The organism is Arthrobacter sp. 05N429, from assembly GCF_056397045.1.
Genome location: NZ_JBFTMQ010000001.1, coordinates 183,889 through 200,249, shown reverse-complemented (window position 1 = coordinate 200,249; position 16,361 = coordinate 183,889). Strand labels below are relative to the sequence as shown.

Sequence of the window (16,361 nt, the reverse complement as noted above, 5' to 3'; positions counted from 1 at the left end):
GATTCACAAGAGGGGCTTTCCGAAACGCCAGAACCGACAGGAAAGGTCAACGTGACGAATCCATTCGATGACAAGTCCGCAACGTTCTCCGTACTCGTGAACGAGTATCAGCAGCACTCCCTCTGGCCCGCCTTCGCGGCTGTGCCGCAGGGCTGGGTGGCGATGTTCGGCCCGGACACCCGTGACGCCTGCCTCGACTATGTGTCCCGGACGTGGACGGACATGGCTCCGCGCAAGGTCGCCGAACTCGCCGCTTCGCAGTGATCCGGGTCGAGAACGTCAGCAAGAGTTTCGGCACGTTCAAGGCCCTGGACGGGCTCTCCCTGCACGCAGGCGAGGGGACCGTCCTGGGCCTGCTGGGACCGAACGGTTCCGGGAAGACCACCACCGTCAAAGTGCTCACCACCCTGTTGTCCCCGGACAGCGGTGACGCCCGGGTCGCCGGCCACTCCGTCCTGAGCGATCCGGACCTGGTGCGGCGGAACCTGGGCTTGTCCGGGCAGTACGCCGCCGTGGATGAGAAGCTCACGGCGTTCGAAAACCTGCACATGGTGGGCCGGCTGTACGGCATGAACCGGCGGACCGCCGCGGCCCGGGCGAATGAACTGCTCGAGAGCTTCCGCCTCACCGACGTCGCCGGCAAACGCGCCGGAACCTTTTCCGGCGGAATGCGCAGGCGTCTGGACCTCGCCGGGGCCATCGTGGCCCGGCCCAAGGTGGTGGTCCTGGACGAGCCCACCACCGGGCTTGACCCACGCGGCCGGCTCGACACCTGGGACGTGGTTTCCAGCCTCGTAGCGGACGGCACCACAGTCCTCCTGACCACCCAGTACCTCGAGGAGGCCGACCGGCTGGCGGACCACATCGCCGTCATCAACCACGGCCGCGTCATTGCCGAGGGGACCGCGACGGAACTGAAACAAAGCGCCGGTACGGAACGGATCGACGTCGTAATGCGCGACGCCGCGGACCTCACCGCGGCCGCCGGCGTGCTGGAGCGGGCCGCAGGTCCGGGTTCCCGGGCCGAACAGGATCCGCCTAACCTGCGTGTGTCCATCGCCGCCCCGGAGGGCCACCGGCTGCTGGTCCGCGTCCTGTCCGAACTGGACGCGCGTGCCCTGCCGGTGGACGAGGCCTCGCTGCGCCGCCCCACTTTGGACGACGTGTTCCTGCGGCTCACGGGCCACGCCGCGGCGGCCGCCCCGGAAGCTGAAACACCGGACCTCCAGGCTCCGGCGAAAGTCGAGGTGCCCGCATGAGCGCCATCTCCGCGGCCGCCCGGGACAGCTCCGTCATTGCCCGGCGCAACCTCATCAACGTCCTGCGCACTCCCGGGGCGCTGGTCACCGGCATCGTGCAGCCAGTGATGTTCGTGCTGCTGCTGGGCTTCGTCTTCGGCGGCACGCTCGGCGGCGACCAGTACCGCAGCTACCTGATCGGCGGCATCCTGGCACAGACCCTGACCTTCAACGCCTCGTTCACGGCCGTCTACCTGGCCAAGGACCTCCAGCTCGGGCTGATCGACCGTTTCCGGTCGCTGCCGATGTCCCGCGTGGCCGTCATCCTGGGCCGCACCTCCTCGGATTTGTCCACGAGTGTGCTGTCCGTCGCCGTGACACTGCTCTGCGGCCTAGCCATCGGCTGGCGGATTACCACCGGCCCGGTCTCCGCCCTGGCCGCGCTGGCCCTGCTGCTGCTGTTTGCCTTTGCAGTCTCCTGGATCGGGGCCGTCATTGCCCTGACAGCCAGGAGTGTTGAAGTCGCCCAGAGCCTGGGCCTGGTGTGGCTGTTCCCGGTCACCTTCGTCTCCGGCGCGTTCGTGTCCGTCAGCTCCCTCCCCGCACCGCTCCGCGTGATTGCGGAATGGAATCCCGTCACCGCCGTCGCCACCGCCGCCCGCGAACTCTTCGGCAACGCGGCCCCGGCCGGCTTCGGTGCACCGGGCGGCTGGCCCGCGGAAAACGCCGTCCTCTACTCGATCATGTGCAGCGTCGGGATCATCGCCGTCTTTGCCCCGCTGGCGATCGCGCAGTACCGCCGGATCAGCAAGCGGTGACGGCGCCGGGCGGCCCTGACGCCGGTATTGAGTATGTGGCCGTGCCGTCCGCCGCCGTCCGGAACGCCGCGGCCGTGGCCGGCCCGGGAGGGTACGGCGGGCTGTTCGGCGGCCTGGGGGCGTTCCTGTCGCCGCGGGAACGCGACGCATCACTCCGGTTCAGGCGCCCGGCGGATCGGCTGGACTACCCCGCGTCCCATGCCCTGTTCCGATTGCTGGCAGCGCGGCGGCTGGGGATGTCGCCCGCCGACGCCGCCGGGCTGGACATCCGGCGGATGTGCGCCGGCTGCGGCAGCACGGACCACGGCAAACCCTCGATCGAGGGCGTCGCATTGAGCATGTCCCGCAGCCACGGAACCGTCATGGCGGCCGCGGCTCCGGCGGGAACCAGCCTTGGCGCGGACATCGAAAAGGTTCCCGCCCAGGTGTTCGCCGGGTTCGACGACTTTGCCCTCGCGCCGGAGGAACGACGGGGGCAGGACGGACAAGGACTGACCAGCCCTAACCTGACGGACGCCGGGCGGATCCGATGGTGGGTGGCGAAGGAAGCCGCGCTGAAAGCCGCAGGTGTCGGCCTGGCCGTGGATCCCTCCAGCGTGCGGCTGGTCCCGGCGCGTTCCGAAGGGACTGCGGGCATTGCGGGCTCCGCAGGCCCGGCCGGCACCCTCGTGGCCGAATGCGCGGGCAATGCCGCGGTCCACGGCCTCGTCGTCACTCCGGTCCCGGCACCCGAGGGCTACGCCGCCGCCATCGCCGCCTCCGCCGGCTTTCCCGCGCGGGCCGTGTCACTTGCCGAGATATTCGCCACTAAACACTAAGACACAAACGTCAAACGTCTAACCTTTAGGTATGGCTAGCAGCATCGCGGTGTCCGCGCTTCCCGAGACAGCACCTTCCGCCGTCGTGCGCGCGCCGCGCGGGGTAATTATCGCCGGCGTCGTTGCGATCGTGCTGATCGGCCTCAACCTGCGCGCCGGCATCACCGGCGCCGCCGCGCTCCTGCACGACCTGCAGCAGGTCCTGGGTTACGGGCCGCTGATCGCCGCCATCATCCCGTCGATCCCCACGCTGTGCTTCGCCGTGGCCGGCGCCGCCACCTCGTGGCTCACCCGGATTTTGGGGCTGGAGAAGGCCATCCTGCTCTCCCTTGTGCTGCTCGCGGCCGGGCTGCTGGTCCGCGGCATTCCGTCGACCGGCATGCTGCTGGCGGGCACCGTCGTCGGGATGTCCGGGCTGGCGATCTGCAACGTGGCGATGCCGTCCTTCATCCGGGTCCATTTCGCGCACCGGACGTCGCTGATGACCGCCCTGTACACGGTGACCATGACGACGGGCGCCACGGTGGTCGCCGTGCTGATCGTCCCCGTGGCGCAGCAGCTCGGCTCGCCCTCTGCCGGAGTCGGAGCGATCGGTTTCCTGGCGCTGGGCGCGTGCCTCGGCTTCCTGCCGATCGCCCTGCACGCCCACCGCAACGCGCCCGCCGTGAAGGCCGGCCGGGTATCCCCCTGGCCCCTGCTGCGGACCCGCACCGGTGTGTTGATTACGCTCGGCTTCACCGTCCAGGCCCTGCTGGCCTACGCCGTGCTCAGCTGGTTCCCCTACATGCTGGTCACCCTGGGCCTGACCGCCGCCGAGGGCGGGCTGATGTTCGGCCTGATGCAGCTGGTTTCTGTCCCGGCCGGTATGGTGCTGGTCGCCATCGGTTCACGCCCCCGGATGCAGCGCACGGCCTTCTACCTGGCCACGGTCACGATGGCCGCGGGCGTCCTGGCCCTGCTGGTCCTGCCAGTCTCCTGGGCCCCGCTGACGGCGGTGCTCCTCGGCTTCGGGCTCGGCATCTTCCCGCTCGTGATGGTCATGATCAGCCGCAGCGGCCGCACCACCGCCGAAACCACCGCCCTGTCCACGGTCGCGCAGTCCGCGGGCTACCTGCTGGCGACGCTCGGCCCCTTCGGCATGGGGCTGCTGCACAGCGCCACCAACTCATGGACGCTGCCCGTGATCCTGCTGCTGGCGGTGGCCCTGGGCCAGATCGCCGTCGGGCACCTGCTCACCGCCCGGCCCAAGACTCCCCAGCGCGCGGAACCGCACCCGCCGGGACCGCAGGCAACCGCCGCGTTCCAGGGCACATCCACCGGCACGTCCACGGAAGAGGGACAGTCATGACACTCACCACCTCCCACCGTCCGCCGCTCGTGGAGGAGGTCACCGCGAAGTTGCGGGGGCTGATCCATTCGGGCGAGTGGCCGCTGCAGCAGCGGATCCCCGCCGAACCTGAACTCATGGCTGCCCTCGGAGTCTCGCGCGGCACCCTCCGCGAGGCGGTCAAAGCCCTGGCCCACAGCGGCATGCTGGAGGTCCGGCGCGGGGACGGCACCTACGTCCGCGCCACCAGCGAAATCTCCGGCGCCGCCCAGCGCATGTACCGGGACCACTCGCAGGTCCACATCCTGGAGGTTCGCGTCGGCCTGGACACCCAGGCGGCCCGGCTCGCCGCCCGCCACGCCACTGCCGACGACGTCGCCGCGATGCGCGCGCTGCTGGAGGCGCGCCGTGCCGCGTGGCTGGCCGGGGACTACGCCGGCTGGGCGCGGGCGGACTGGGACTTCCATGTGCTCGTGGCGCAGGCGTCGGGCAATCCGCTGCTCCACGAGCTGTACGTCAGCTTCGGCGCCGTCTTCCACGCCGACCTTCTCCGGCAGCAGGGCCGCGCCGGCTTCAACGGCCTCCCGCATGAAGGCCACGACGAGCTCGTGGACGCCATCGCCGCGCACGACGAAACGGCCGCCGTCGACAGCGTGCACCGGAACCTGAACTCCTGCGCGGAGTGGATCCAGCAGTAACTGCCACAGGCAACACAAAGGCCTCCGCACCGGAATCCTGTTCCGGCGCGGAGGCCTTTGTGTTGACGCAGCAGCGGCTTTAGCGCACCAGGCCCTGGAAGACGTTCTTGGGACGCTGCATTTCGCCGTGTTTGGCGCCGAGGACGATCACCAGGCCGGCAAAGACCGGGATGGCCCACTGCAGGATCTTCAACTGCTGCTGCGCGGAGCGGAGCTCCTCGGAGGCGCCAGGCTTGGGCTCGGTGGCTCCTTCCGCACCTTCGCCGGCCAGCTTGTCCACCTTGGCACCCTGAAGCCCGGCGTACAGGCTCACGGCGGCACCGGCAAGGGTGACGACGGACTTGACGACGGTGAGGCGGGCGACGCCGTCCTGCTTTGCCATCCGGCCCTTGTTTTCCCACAGGACTGCGAGGCCGGAGAGGAAGTGCGCACCGAAAGCCGCCGTCTGGACCGGGGCCCACCTCTTCCAGCCCAGGCTCGACAGCCGTGTGCGTTCGGCCGGATCCTTGGCTTCCGCCGTCGCCCCGTTCAGCCCAATGGCACCCATCAGCGAGCCGCCGAACCAGGCGCCGGCCGTCAGGTCGTGAATGGATCGGGCAACGAGATTACCTGCCATGTTGAGCTTCCTATCGTCTGGGTTCGAATCCGGAAATGCCGACGGCCGCGAACGGCCACGACCCGGCTATAGTAAGCACACTTATGAACAACTTGATACTCCAGGAGGAAGAGTCACCCCTGCGTAGACTCGAGACCATGGAATCACCGGGGCCGAACGGCCAGCCCTCGTCCGGCGAAACCGCCGGCGAAGCCACTGGCGAGTCCCTTGGTGCGGCCGTTGGCGGCGCCGCCGACGCCGCGGAGGCCGCGTCGGACAGCGTGGTGCTCGACGTCGTCGCCCGTTCCGGTTTTGCCGTCATGGCTCTGCTGCACGTCGTGATCGGTGCGATTGCGGTGGCGCTGGTCTTCGGCGCACCGGGCCAGGCTGAGCCCACCGGAGCCATCGAACAGCTTGCGGCCAACCCGTGGGGCCCGGCGGTCATGTGGGCGGGGTTTATCGCCTGCACCGGGCTATCGCTGTGGCAGTTGAGCGAGGCGACGCTGCGTGCCAGGCACCTTCCCCGCGGGGAGCGCCTCGGCAAGCTGGTTTCCTCCGGCTTCCTCAGCATCGCGTACGGCAGCGTGGGGCTGAGCTTCGCGGGGTTCGCACTGGGGAACCGGGGCGATTCCGGCGACTCCACGCGGGACTTCAGCACCGTTCTGGTGCACAGCCCCTACGGGGTGCCGGCGCTGGTCGTCCTGGGCCTGACCATCATCGGGATCGGCGTGTACTTCATCGTTAAAGGCGCGGGGAAGAAGTTCAAGGAGGAACTGGCCCACTTCGAGGGGACCCGCCGGGGCCACCTCATCAGCAGCCTGGGCGTGGCCGGCCACATCGCCAAAGGACTGGCGCTGATCCTGACGGGACTCCTGTTCGTGATCGCCGCGGCCACCAACGATCCCGCTTCGTCCACCGGACTGGACGGCAGTCTCAAGGCCCTGCAGGACCACCCCTTCGGCCCCGTCCTGCTCCTGGCGATCGGTGCCGGCTTCATCGCCTACGGGGCGTTCGCGCTGCTCCGGGCACGCTTCGGGCGGATGTAGCCGAACGCCCGGGGTGCGATTTCCTTGTTGACATCCGCACGCGGGACTATCGTGGAGCTACCCCGGGCCGGGCTGGGACGGCCACAGGCGGCAGGTCTCGCAGAGGTACGCCATGAGCTACATCCCGGTAAGCAGGCGCACTCTACGACAGCACCGTGAATCTGAGCGGTCCACGCGGCGGCTCGTGGTTGCCCTGTCCGCCGCCGCCGCTGCGGCCTGGTTGTTGTCCGTCACCTTGTCCACCGCGGTCCATGTCGACACCTATGTCCACAATGTCGCCGTCGTGCTGCACGTGCTCTCCATGGTGGTGGCCTTCGGCGCCATCGTCCTGGTGGACTGGCACGGCTTCCTGTGGCTCATCGGCAGACGCGAACTGGCCGAAACCATCAGGCTCGACGGTGCGGCCACACCGCTGATCTGGGGCGGACTGGTCGGCATGCTGACCACGGGCGTGTTCTTGAGCCCGCGCCTGTCCAACCCGATGACAGACCTCAAGCTCGCCGCTGTCCTTGTGCTCAGCTTGAACGGGATCATGCTCATACCACTCATGCGGCGGCTGGCCGGGCTGCCGCCCTCTGCCTCATTCACGGACCTGACCGTCGGGCAGCGGATCCATCTGCTGCTGTGCCTGGTGATCTCGCAGTTGTGCTGGTGGACGGCGATTGTCATCGGGTTCATTAACGCCGAGTTCTGAGGTGCGGCCGTAGCCGCCTGCGGGCTAGCCCGCCGCCTTCTGCAGCGGGACGACGTCGCCTTCCTGGTAGAGCAGGGCCCGGACCTCGGATTCGGCGGAGTCCAGCCGCTTCGGGTCGATGGTCTCCCCCGCCGCAAAGTGGTCCACGAGCCGGGGATCCACATAGCTCTTCCGGGAGATCGACGGCGTGTTGCCGAGGACCTCGGACGCGTCCAGCATGGCGCGGTTCACCGCCCTCTTCCGGGCTGAAACCTTGGGCTGCGGTCCGGTCTGCGCCAGGCTGGCCGCCGCCGCCACGGTGCCCCGCAGGGTCCGGAAGTCCTTGGCCGTGAAGTCCTGGCCGGTGCGCTCCTTGACGTACTGGTTGATGTCCTGGCTGGACACCGGGTGCCAGCTCCGTCCGTCCTTGTAGGCCAGCAGGCGGGCGTTGCCGCCGCGGCGCTTGAGCAGGCGGACGACGGCGGCAAGGTCGGCGTCGTTGATCCGCGATTCCCACGTCTTGCCGCTCTTGGCGGGGAAGCTGAGCCGGAGCTCGTCTTTGCGCACACGGACGTGGGCGCAGAGCAGCGTGGCGAGGCCATGGCTGCCGTTTTCGTTCGTGTAGCGCTCGGAGCCGACGCGCAGCGAGCCGCTGTCCAGCATCCTGAAGGCGGCGGCCAGCACCCGCTCCCGGGTGAGGCCCTCGGAGCGCAGGTCCATGGTGACGAGCCTGCGCGCGGCCGGCAGGGTTTCCGCGAGCTGGAGTGAACGGTTGAACTTCAGCCGGTCCTTTTTCTCGCGCCAGCCCGGGTGGTAGATGTACTGGCGCCGGCCGACGGCGTCGAGCCCGGTGGCCTGGATGTGCCCGTTGTCGTAGGGCGCAATCCAGACATCCGTCCATGCCGGCGGGATGCCGATGCTTTCGAGCCGCTCCCGCACCGGTCCGGGCGCCAGGGTGGAGCCGTCCAGGTCCTTGTAGCTGAAACCGGTTCCGGCCGCGACGCGGCGGTAGCCGCGGCCGGACGCGTTGCTGTGGCGGAGCCTCATCCGCGGATTCCTGGCACATGAGACGGTGGTGCGGGGTTCGTGGCCCGGCTGGTCTTGTCCATGACGGTAAGCCTACTGACTACCGCCCCGGATCGCGCACAAAACACAGCAACGCGGTGTCACCTACAGCCCATATTCCCTCCGGGACGGGCGGCAAGGATCCCCGCGTGCTCGTTGACGGGAGCCTAGACCTCCGCGGCCACTCCACCGCGGGAAATTTCCACCATGTCCTCGCGCGGGACCACCTTGATGCGCTCACGCTGGATGCCGTCCGCCCCGGCGTCGGCACTGGCCTTCTCGCCGAGGGACCGCTCGTGCGCGTCGAGGGCAAGCCAGCCTTCCCAGCTGGTGTACTGCACGCCGCGGCTCTCGAGGAGGTCGACGACGGCGCCCGGCGCGGGCGCCGCTGCCAGCGGCAAGTTCCCGCGGTCCTCCAGCAGATAGGTCACGGTCTCCAGGGCATCGCCCTTAGTGTGGCCGATCAGGCCGACGGGGCCGCGCTTGATCCAGCCCGTGGCGTAGATGCCCGGCACGTGGGCGCCGGAAGCGTCCAGGACGCGGCCGCCGTCGTTCGGGACAACGCCCTTGCTGTGGTCGAACTCGACCTCGGGCAGCGAGGAGCCGAAGTAGCCGATCGCGCGGTACACGGCCTGGACCGGGTAGTCGACGAACTCGCCGGTGCCGCGGGCGTTCCCCGTGCCGTCCAGCTCCGTGCGCTCGAACTTGATCCCGGCGACGCGGCCGGGGGTCTCGGCGTCGTCATAAACCTCCACCGGGCTGTGCAGGAAGTGCAGGTGCAGGCGGCGGGAGGCCGTGAGCTCGGACAGGTCCTCGGGCTGCTCGGCGATCCAGTTGGTGAGCGTCCCCACCATGGTCTTGGTCTGGTTGTTGCTCTGGATCTGGCGGTCCGATTCGGCGTCGAACTCGAAGTCCTCGGCGTAGAGGATGATGTCCACGTCCTTGGAGTGGGACAGTTCGCGGAGCTCCAGCGGGGTGAACTTCACCTGGGCCGGGCCGCGGCGGCCGAAGACGTGCACATCCGTGACCGGGGATGCTTTGAGTCCGGCGTAGACGTTGTCCGGGATTTCGGAGACCAGGAGGTCATCGGCGTGCTTGGAGAGCATCCGGGCGACGTCCAGGGCCACGTTGCCGTTGCCGATCACGGCGATTTCCTTGGCATCCAGGGGCCACTCGCGGGACACGTCGGGGTGGCCGTCGTACCAGGAGACGAAGTCGGCGCCGCCGTAGGAGCCCTCAAGTTCGATGCCCGGGATGTTCAGGTCCGCGTCCTTGATGGCGCCGGTGGCGAAGATGACGGCGTCGTAGTGCGTGCGAAGGTCCTCGATGGACAGGTCAGTGCCGTAGGCGACGTTGCCGAAGAAGCGGATGTCGCCGCGGTCCAGGACCTTGTGCAGGGCGTTGACGATGCCCTTGATGCGCGGGTGGTCCGGGGCCACGCCGTAGCGGATCAGGCCGTAGGGCGCCGGGTAGCGGTCGAAAAGGTCGATGCTCACCGTGAGCTCGCCGCTTTTGACGGCCTCGCTCTTGGTCAGGATGTCCGCGGCGTACACACCGGCGGGTCCGGAGCCGACGACGGCGATGCGCAGCGGGCGGGCGGCAGTTCCTACAGGGGTGTTCGTTGACACGGCTGTGTTCCTTTGTTCTGTCACGGGTCTTCGGGGCTACTTGGTCAGTACGCGGGGTACGTTCGGGGAGGTGGTGCTGTAGTCCGCGGTCTTGAAGTGCGACGGCGCGAACGGGCTGACGCGGACCACGTCACCGATCACGATCACGGCGGGGTTCGCGACGCCTGCGGCCTCCGCCTGGTCCGCAATGGTCCCGAGCGTTCCGATGGTCACCCGCTGGTCCGGCAGGTATCCATTCTCTACGATGCCAACAGGCGTCTCCGCTGGCAAACCGGCGCGTCCCAGCGAGGCCGCGGAATCGCGCAGCTGGCCCACGCCCATGAGCAGGATCACGGTGTGATCGGACCGGGCAGGGACTTCGGAAAGTTCCTCGTGGCCGGTGACCACACTGAATCCCTTGGCCAGCCCGCGGTGCGTGACCGGGATACCGGCTGCGGCCGGGACCGAGATGGCGGAGGTGACGCCGGAGACCACTTCAACCTCGACGCCGTGCTGCCGGCAGAATTCGGCTTCCTCGCCGCCGCGGCCCAGGACATACGGGTCGCCGCCCTTGAGCCGGACCACGCGGTGTCCCTGCAGGGCTTCGTCGACGAGGATGCGGTTGATCTCGGCCTGCGGCACGGGGTGGTGGCCGGGGGTCTTGCCGACCTCGATCACGCGGACGTCGGGGGCCAGTTCGGCCAGGAGTTCGCGGGGGCCGAGGCGGTCCGCGACCACGACGTCGGCCTGGCCCAGGAGCCGCCTGCCGCGGACCGTGATGAGCCCGCTGTCGCCGGGACCGCCGCCCACGAGCGCCACGGTGCCTGCAGTTGAATTGGCGCGGCGCCGGCGCAGCGGCAGGTCCCCGGTTTCCAGGGCGGTGGCGACGGCGTCGCGCAGGGCCATGGCGCGGCGCGGGTCTCCCCCGGCGTTCACGGCGATCTTGACGTCGTCCACCACGGCGACGGCGGGAGTCCAGGCGGCGGAGGCTTCGTGGTCGGAGGCGTTGACGCACCAGATTCGCTGCGCCTCGGCGTCGGCCGCAACCTGCGCGTCCACAGCCGGATCGCCGGTGGCGGTCTGCACGAACCAGGCGCCGTCGACGTCGGCGCTACGGTACTCGCGCGGCTCCCACGAGAGAAGGCCGGCGTCGGCAAGGTCGCTCAGGGCCCTGCTGGCCAAGGGAGCGACGATGGTGACGCGGGCGCCGGCGTCGAGCAGTCCCTTGGCACGGCGTGCGGCGACCGGGCCGCCGCCGACCACCAGCACGGGGCGGCCGAGGAGGCGCAGCGCCGTGGGGTAAATGTCCTGAATTGCCATGCATCGACGATAGGGCGGCGTCATATGGCGGAACAACGGTGCGGAAACACCCGTTCACGCAGGGTAACGCCACGTCACATAGTTGAGGCCGCGCCGGGGCGCCGGACCGGCCGTCCGGGGGCACTTTGACGGCGCCCGCCACGGCGTTTGGCCTAAACGACGTCGTGTCTGTGTCAATGCGCCCCCGCCCGGCAACCGATGGGGCGGACAGCGGGAGCGCATGCCGCGGGCTACTTCACCGCGATGAGGTCGACCAGTTTGATGTCAGGGTCCTTGGACAGCAGCGTGGGGCCGTGTTCGCCGAGGGCCGCAGGGATAGCCCCGTTGAGGTGCGCCTGCCGATCCTCCTCGGTGTCAAAGGTGTCGAAGATGCCGAAGGTGTAATCGTTGACCCGGAAGGCGTACCACGTCCGGGTTCCGGGCTCTTTGAGTACTATCTCGCGGCCCCCGTTGAGGAAATCCCAGACCTCTTGTTCTTTCCCCAGTTTGGCTTCGACCAGTGCCAGCACTCCATATTTTGGTGCCATGGCTGTCTCCTCAGAATCGGGCTGGTTCGGCCGTACACCGGCCTATAGCCGTGAGTGTAGGCCTGCCCGTGACGCCAGACAACAGCAACGCGGAGTCACCTGGCGCCCATAAACCCGGGGGTTATGGGCGCCAGGTGACCCCGCGTTGCTGCTGGACGGCAGGCGCCTACCTTGTGCTGCCGGCCAGGAGGCCACGACGGCGGAGCAGCCGCTTTTCGACCGGGCCGAACACCAGCAGTTCAATGAGGATGCCGACGGCGAGGATCAGCAGGATCGCGGACATCACGATGGTCATGTCGGACAGGTCCCGGCCCTGGTTCAGCATGGAGCCCAGGCCAAAGCCGATGCTGCCGCCCACGGCAATGATCTCCGCGGCCATCAGCGAACGCCAGGAAAAGGCCCAGCCCTGCTTGAGCCCGCTCAGGTAGCCCGGCAGGGCGGCGGGAAGGACGATCTGCAGCGCCAGCTGGAGCCGGGATGCGCCCAGGACCTTCCCGACGCTGCGGTACTGCGGCGGGATCTGGTCCACGCCGGAGATCAGCCCGTTGATGATCGAGGGGATGGCGCCCATGAACACCACGAAGTACACGGTGGCGTCGGTCAGGCCAAACCAGATGATGGCCGCGGGCACCCACGCCACGGAGGGCAGCACCTGAAGCCCCGAGATGAGCGGCCCGAACGCGCGCCGCAGCGGGGCGACCTGGGCAAGCAGGAGCCCGACCGGCGTCGCGATGGCCACGCTGATCAGGAAGCCGATGAGCCCGCGCTGCAGCGACGTCCACACCGCTTCCTGCAGCTTGCCCTCGGACCAGAGATGGCCGAACTGGCCCAGCACGTCGAGCGGTCCGGGGACAAGGTCGCGCCGCTTGATGCCGAGCGAGACGTAGAGCTGCCAAGCGACCAGCAGGACCGCGACGGCGGCGACCGGCAGCAGGATCCGGCTCCAATCGATTCGGGCCTTGCGCCCGGCGTCGGACTGGAGTGAATCCAGCCCGGATTCGAGTTCGCGGAGGTCGGCCGAGCCAGTGGAGGACCGGGTCAGGGCGGCGTGGACCTTGCGGGACCCGGGGTCTGAGCTCGGGATGAGGGACGTCTCGGCCGGCTCGGCGGCCTGCGCATAGTGGGACAGGAACTTATTTGGCATGGCGGCGGATCTCCTCGCGAAGCCGGGCGGTGATTTCGCCGGTGAGCTGGCCTGCCAGTCCGGCGTCGGTGCGGTGCTCCTCGCTGACGTGCCATTCCCGCACCACACGGCCGGGCCGTGAAGAGAGCAGCAGCACACGCTGGCCCAGCCGGACGGCTTCCCGGACGTTGTGGGTGACGAACACGATGGTGCGGCCGGTTTCCTTCCAGATCCGCTCCAGCTCGTCGTGCAGCAGGTCGCGGGTGATCGCGTCCAGCGCGGCGAACGGCTCGTCCATCAGGAGCAGCTGCCGGTCCTGGGCGAGTGAGCGGGCCAGGGAAACACGCTGGCGCATTCCGCCGGAAAGTTCGTGCGGGCGCTTGTCACCCGCCCCGCCCAGGTGGACCAGGTCCAGCAGCTCGCCCGCCTTGACCTTACGCTCGGCCTTCCCGGCGCCGCGCAGCTTCAGGGCCAGCTCGATGTTCTCCCGCGCTGTCAGCCACGGGAACAGCGCCGCGTCCTGGAACATAAAGGCGGCGCCGTCGCTGGGCACCTCGAGAGCGCCCGACGTCGGCGCCTCCAGTCCCGCCATGATGTTCAGCAGGGTGGACTTGCCGCAGCCGGACGCACCGAGCAGGGCGACGAACTCGCCCTGCCCGATGGTGGCGTTGACGTCGTCCAGCACCGGGGCGCCGTCGCCAAAGCGCTTGCCCAGGTTTTCCAGTACGACTGGCATGGTCACGTCCTAACTTCTCTTGGCGGGTACTGCTGGCGGGCTGGGCGGGAACTGGCTAGTCCTTGCCCAATCCCTGCGCGGAGATCTTCGTCCCGGCGGGGCCATCGTTCAGGACATCGTTCAGGGGCGTGAGGTCGAAGATGCCGTTGATGTCGGCCTGCTGCGTGGTGCCCGCGTCGACGCCGTCCTGCAACAGCTTCTGGTACGTTCCGGCGAGCGGGTCGACGGTGTAGACGATGTTCTTGAGCGAGCGGTCGATCACGTCGGCCGGCAGGGCGGCTCCGGCGGATTCCTTGAGGGCGGCGTTGAGGACCGTGGACTTCTCGGCGGCGGGGGCTGAGTTGAGCCAGTCCACGGATTCCACGTGTCCCTTCAACAGGGCCTTGACCGTGTCCGGGTGCTCGGCGGCGAACTTCTTGTTGACGATCAGGACGGTGGTGATGAATTCGCCCTTCTCCCACAGGTCCTTCTCGTCGACCAGGACCTTGGCTCCGGCCTGGAGCACCAGCCGGGAGGCCCACGGTTCCGGCAGCCATGCGCCGTCGAGCTTTCCGTTCTGGAACAGCTTCTGCGTCTGGGCGTTTTCCGTGGGGTTGATGGCGACGTCGCCGCTGCCGTCAGTGTTGGTCTTGTATCCCTGCTTGCCCAGCCAGGCGCGGAGTGCCACGTCCTGGGTGCCGCCGAGCTGCGGCGTCGCGAGCTTCTTGCCTTTGAGGTCCGCGGGGGTGTTGATTTCGGGCTTGACCACCAGCTGCGCTCCCCCGGAGGCGGCGCCGGCGATGATGCTGATCGATTCGCCCTTGCTCTTGACATAGGAGTTGATGGCCGGGTTGGGACCAATGTAGGTCGCGTCGATGGCGCCGGCGTTGAGGGCTTCGATCGCGGCGGGGCCGGCGTTGAAGACCTGGGTGCTGAGCTTGGTCTCGCCGAGGTTCTTGGCAACCAGTCCCTGGCTTACTCCGACGAGGGCCGGGGCGTGGGTGATGTTGCCGAAGTAGCCGAGCTTGAGTTCGGCAGCGGGGGTGTTGACGACGGCGGCGGGAGCCGCCGTTTCGTTCGCGCGGGACACCGTGGATGCGACGGCGGCGCTGGCTCCGATCAGCAGCACGAGGCCGACGGCCAGGCTGATCTCCAGGGTGCGCCTGCGTTTGGGCTTGGCAGATTCACCGGCGACGATCCGGGTGGTTCCGGCGGCCGGTTTTTCGGGATTCTGGCTGTCGGTGTTTCGGGGCGTAGATGACATTCGTGAAGTCCTGTTCTGGGAGAGACGGGGTGGCCGGGCGGGTGGTCAGCGCCGGCGACATCGCCCCCGGAGGCTCCGCGGGAAGCGGCCGGAGAGGCGTTCAGTGGTTGTCATGGATTCACCATAGGGAGTGTCACGAACCGGGTTCAACGGCCCGGAAACCGGGGGTCACGCGGGTTCATGCAGCGTCATATGCGGGCCCGCCAACTGGGCTCCTGTGCGAATCAGTCGCCTTTAACGTTGACGAGCTGCCGGAGCTTGTGCCGGATCTTGACCAGGTCGGCGGAGTCGCGCATCACCTGGTCAATGGGCTTGTAGGCCGCCGGAATTTCGTCGATGAAGGCTTCGCTGGGCCGGAACTCGATGCCCTTCATGGCGGCCTTTAGCTCGGCCAGCGTGAAGAGCTTCTTCGCGGCGTTCCTTGAGTGTTCCCGTCCGGCGCCGTGGGGCGAGGAATTCAGGGACGCGCGGTTCCCCAGGCCCACAACAACATAGGACGCGGTGCCCATGGAGCCGGGAATCAGTCCGGGGTCCCCCGTTTCGGCCCTGATCGCTCCCTTGCGTGAGACCCAGACGGACTTGCCGTAGTGGTGTTCCTTTGCGGTGAAGTTGTGGTGGCAGTTGATCCGTTCGGCCTCGCGGACGGAGCCGCCGGTCCAGGACTCAAACTGCCGGACCACCCGGTCCATCATTTCCTCGCGATTCAGCAGGGCGAAGTGCTGGGCCCAGTGGAGCTCCCTGATGTAGCGGTCGAATTCGGGAGTGCCTTCCTCGAGGTAGGCCAGGTCCGGATGCGGCAGGACGATGTGCCGGCTCCGGGCAACGCTGCGGGCCTCGGCGATGTGCCGCTGCGCGAGCTTGTTGCCCACACCGCGGGAACCGGAATGCAGGAACAGCCAGACGGCGTCCGCCTCGTCCGCGCACACCTCGATGAAGTGGTTTCCCGAGCCCAGGGATCCCAGCTGCAGCGTCCAGTTCGCGGCGTACTGGCCGGGGTCGAAGCGGGCATTGGCTGCCATCCGCCGCAGTTCGTCAATCCTGGGGGCGGCGGTGTCGCTGATCCTGTGGTTGTAGTGGCCGGCGGACAGCGGAATGGCGTGTTCGATTCCCTCCCGCAGCCGTTTGCGGTCCTTCGGCAAGTCTTTGACGGCATACTGCGTGCGGACGGCGATCATGCCGCAGCCGATGTCGACGCCCACGGCCGCGGGGATGACTGCGTGAAGGGTGGGGATGACGGATCCCACGGTGGCGCCGAGGCCCAGGTGGGCGTCCGGCATAAGCGCCAGATGCGGATAGATGATGGAAAGCCTGGCGGTGGTCAGGGCCTGCTCGCGGGTCTTGTCATCAAGGATCGACGCCCAGCTGATGAGCCTGCTGTTGATGACTTCCACTGCGCCTCCCAGAACGATGATCGTGTTCCGGGAGACCGGTGGCAAGGGTCACGAGCGGCGAATTCGCGGGAAACGCTCGAGGTCGCCGGAAGTTTCCGGCGACCTCGAGCGTTTCCGGCGACCTCGCGGAGAGTCT

Annotated in this window: 17 protein-coding genes; 8 read left to right on the top strand and 9 right to left on the bottom strand. The window is 68.3% G+C overall.

Features of this window, described 5'->3' with window-relative positions; translation table 11 throughout:
- Positions 1–51 precede the first annotated feature (51 nt).
- The 6 genes from AC1DF4_RS00980 to AC1DF4_RS00955 are packed head-to-tail and all read left to right on the top strand — an operon-like array spanning position 52 to position 4,899.
- On the top strand, positions 52–264 hold the full coding sequence (locus tag AC1DF4_RS00980) for an MbtH family protein (protein ID WP_346926352.1): 213 nt from the start codon (positions 52–54) through the stop codon (positions 262–264).
- Positions 261–1,259 carry an ATP-binding cassette domain-containing protein gene (locus AC1DF4_RS00975; RefSeq protein WP_476911150.1) on the top strand — a complete coding sequence of 333 codons (999 nt, stop codon included), beginning with the start codon at positions 261–263 and terminating at the stop codon, positions 1,257–1,259. Before AC1DF4_RS00980 ends, AC1DF4_RS00975 begins: the two co-directional genes overlap by 4 nt.
- Positions 1,256–2,056, top strand: coding sequence for an ABC transporter permease (locus AC1DF4_RS00970; RefSeq protein WP_476911149.1), 801 nt, complete (start codon positions 1,256–1,258; stop codon positions 2,054–2,056). The genes AC1DF4_RS00975 and AC1DF4_RS00970 overlap by 4 nt, the downstream gene beginning before the upstream one ends.
- Positions 2,057–2,097: 41 nt before the next feature.
- Positions 2,098–2,874: a 4'-phosphopantetheinyl transferase family protein gene (locus AC1DF4_RS00965; RefSeq protein WP_476911148.1), complete on the top strand. Its 777-nt coding sequence runs from the start codon at positions 2,098–2,100 to the stop codon at positions 2,872–2,874.
- A 31-nt stretch (positions 2,875–2,905) separates the two neighbouring features.
- Positions 2,906–4,222, top strand: a complete 1,317-nt coding sequence (locus AC1DF4_RS00960) for an MFS transporter (RefSeq protein WP_476911147.1) — start codon at positions 2,906–2,908, stop codon at positions 4,220–4,222.
- Complete coding sequence (locus AC1DF4_RS00955) at positions 4,219–4,899, top strand: FadR/GntR family transcriptional regulator (protein WP_476911146.1); 681 nt, start codon at positions 4,219–4,221, stop codon at positions 4,897–4,899. Before AC1DF4_RS00960 ends, AC1DF4_RS00955 begins: the two co-directional genes overlap by 4 nt.
- Positions 4,900–4,978: 79 nt before the next feature.
- On the opposite strand, the gene AC1DF4_RS00950 is transcribed toward AC1DF4_RS00955, so the two are convergent.
- Positions 4,979–5,515 carry a hypothetical protein gene (locus tag AC1DF4_RS00950; RefSeq protein ID WP_476911145.1) on the bottom strand — a complete coding sequence of 179 codons (537 nt, stop codon included), beginning with the start codon at positions 5,513–5,515 and terminating at the stop codon, positions 4,979–4,981.
- 83 nt (positions 5,516–5,598) lie between these two features.
- Between AC1DF4_RS00950 and AC1DF4_RS00945 the strand changes: the two genes are divergently transcribed.
- A complete protein-coding gene (locus tag AC1DF4_RS00945) occupies positions 5,599–6,540 on the top strand; it encodes a DUF1206 domain-containing protein (RefSeq protein WP_476911144.1) in 942 nt (313 codons plus the stop codon).
- A 112-nt stretch (positions 6,541–6,652) separates the two neighbouring features.
- On the top strand, positions 6,653–7,234 hold the full coding sequence (locus tag AC1DF4_RS00940) for a hypothetical protein (RefSeq protein WP_476911143.1): 582 nt from the start codon (positions 6,653–6,655) through the stop codon (positions 7,232–7,234).
- Positions 7,235–7,258: 24 nt separating this feature from the next.
- Here the strand turns inward: AC1DF4_RS00940 and AC1DF4_RS00935 are convergent, their stop codons facing one another.
- The 8 genes from AC1DF4_RS00935 to AC1DF4_RS00900 all read right to left on the bottom strand — a co-directional run bounded on the left by AC1DF4_RS00935 (position 7,259) and on the right by AC1DF4_RS00900 (position 16,225).
- Positions 7,259–8,260, bottom strand: a complete 1,002-nt coding sequence (locus AC1DF4_RS00935; protein WP_476911142.1) for a DNA topoisomerase IB — start codon at positions 8,258–8,260, stop codon at positions 7,259–7,261.
- Between the two features lie 185 nt (positions 8,261–8,445).
- Positions 8,446–9,906, bottom strand: coding sequence for an FAD-dependent oxidoreductase (locus AC1DF4_RS00930; protein WP_476911141.1), 1,461 nt, complete (start codon positions 9,904–9,906; stop codon positions 8,446–8,448).
- Positions 9,907–9,942: 36 nt separating this feature from the next.
- Positions 9,943–11,205 (bottom strand): uroporphyrinogen-III C-methyltransferase, encoded by a 1,263-nt coding sequence (gene cobA / locus AC1DF4_RS00925; RefSeq protein ID WP_476911140.1) that lies wholly within the window; start codon positions 11,203–11,205, stop codon positions 9,943–9,945.
- 230 nt (positions 11,206–11,435) lie between these two features.
- Positions 11,436–11,732 carry a putative quinol monooxygenase gene (locus AC1DF4_RS00920; RefSeq protein WP_476911139.1) on the bottom strand — a complete coding sequence of 99 codons (297 nt, stop codon included), beginning with the start codon at positions 11,730–11,732 and terminating at the stop codon, positions 11,436–11,438.
- Between the two features lie 166 nt (positions 11,733–11,898).
- The gene (locus AC1DF4_RS00915; RefSeq protein ID WP_476911138.1) at positions 11,899–12,876 is read right to left on the bottom strand and encodes an ABC transporter permease; all 978 of its coding nucleotides are present in this window, start codon (positions 12,874–12,876) and stop codon (positions 11,899–11,901) included.
- The gene (locus AC1DF4_RS00910; RefSeq protein WP_476911137.1) at positions 12,866–13,591 is read right to left on the bottom strand and encodes an ABC transporter ATP-binding protein; all 726 of its coding nucleotides are present in this window, start codon (positions 13,589–13,591) and stop codon (positions 12,866–12,868) included. The genes AC1DF4_RS00915 and AC1DF4_RS00910 overlap by 11 nt, the downstream gene beginning before the upstream one ends.
- Before the next feature lie 55 nt (positions 13,592–13,646).
- Positions 13,647–14,834: an ABC transporter substrate-binding protein gene (locus AC1DF4_RS00905; RefSeq protein WP_476911136.1), complete on the bottom strand. Its 1,188-nt coding sequence runs from the start codon at positions 14,832–14,834 to the stop codon at positions 13,647–13,649.
- Positions 14,835–15,058: 224 nt separating this feature from the next.
- Positions 15,059–16,225 (bottom strand): RtcB family protein, encoded by a 1,167-nt coding sequence (locus AC1DF4_RS00900; RefSeq protein WP_476911135.1) that lies wholly within the window; start codon positions 16,223–16,225, stop codon positions 15,059–15,061.
- Between the last annotated feature and the right edge of the window lie 136 nt (positions 16,226–16,361).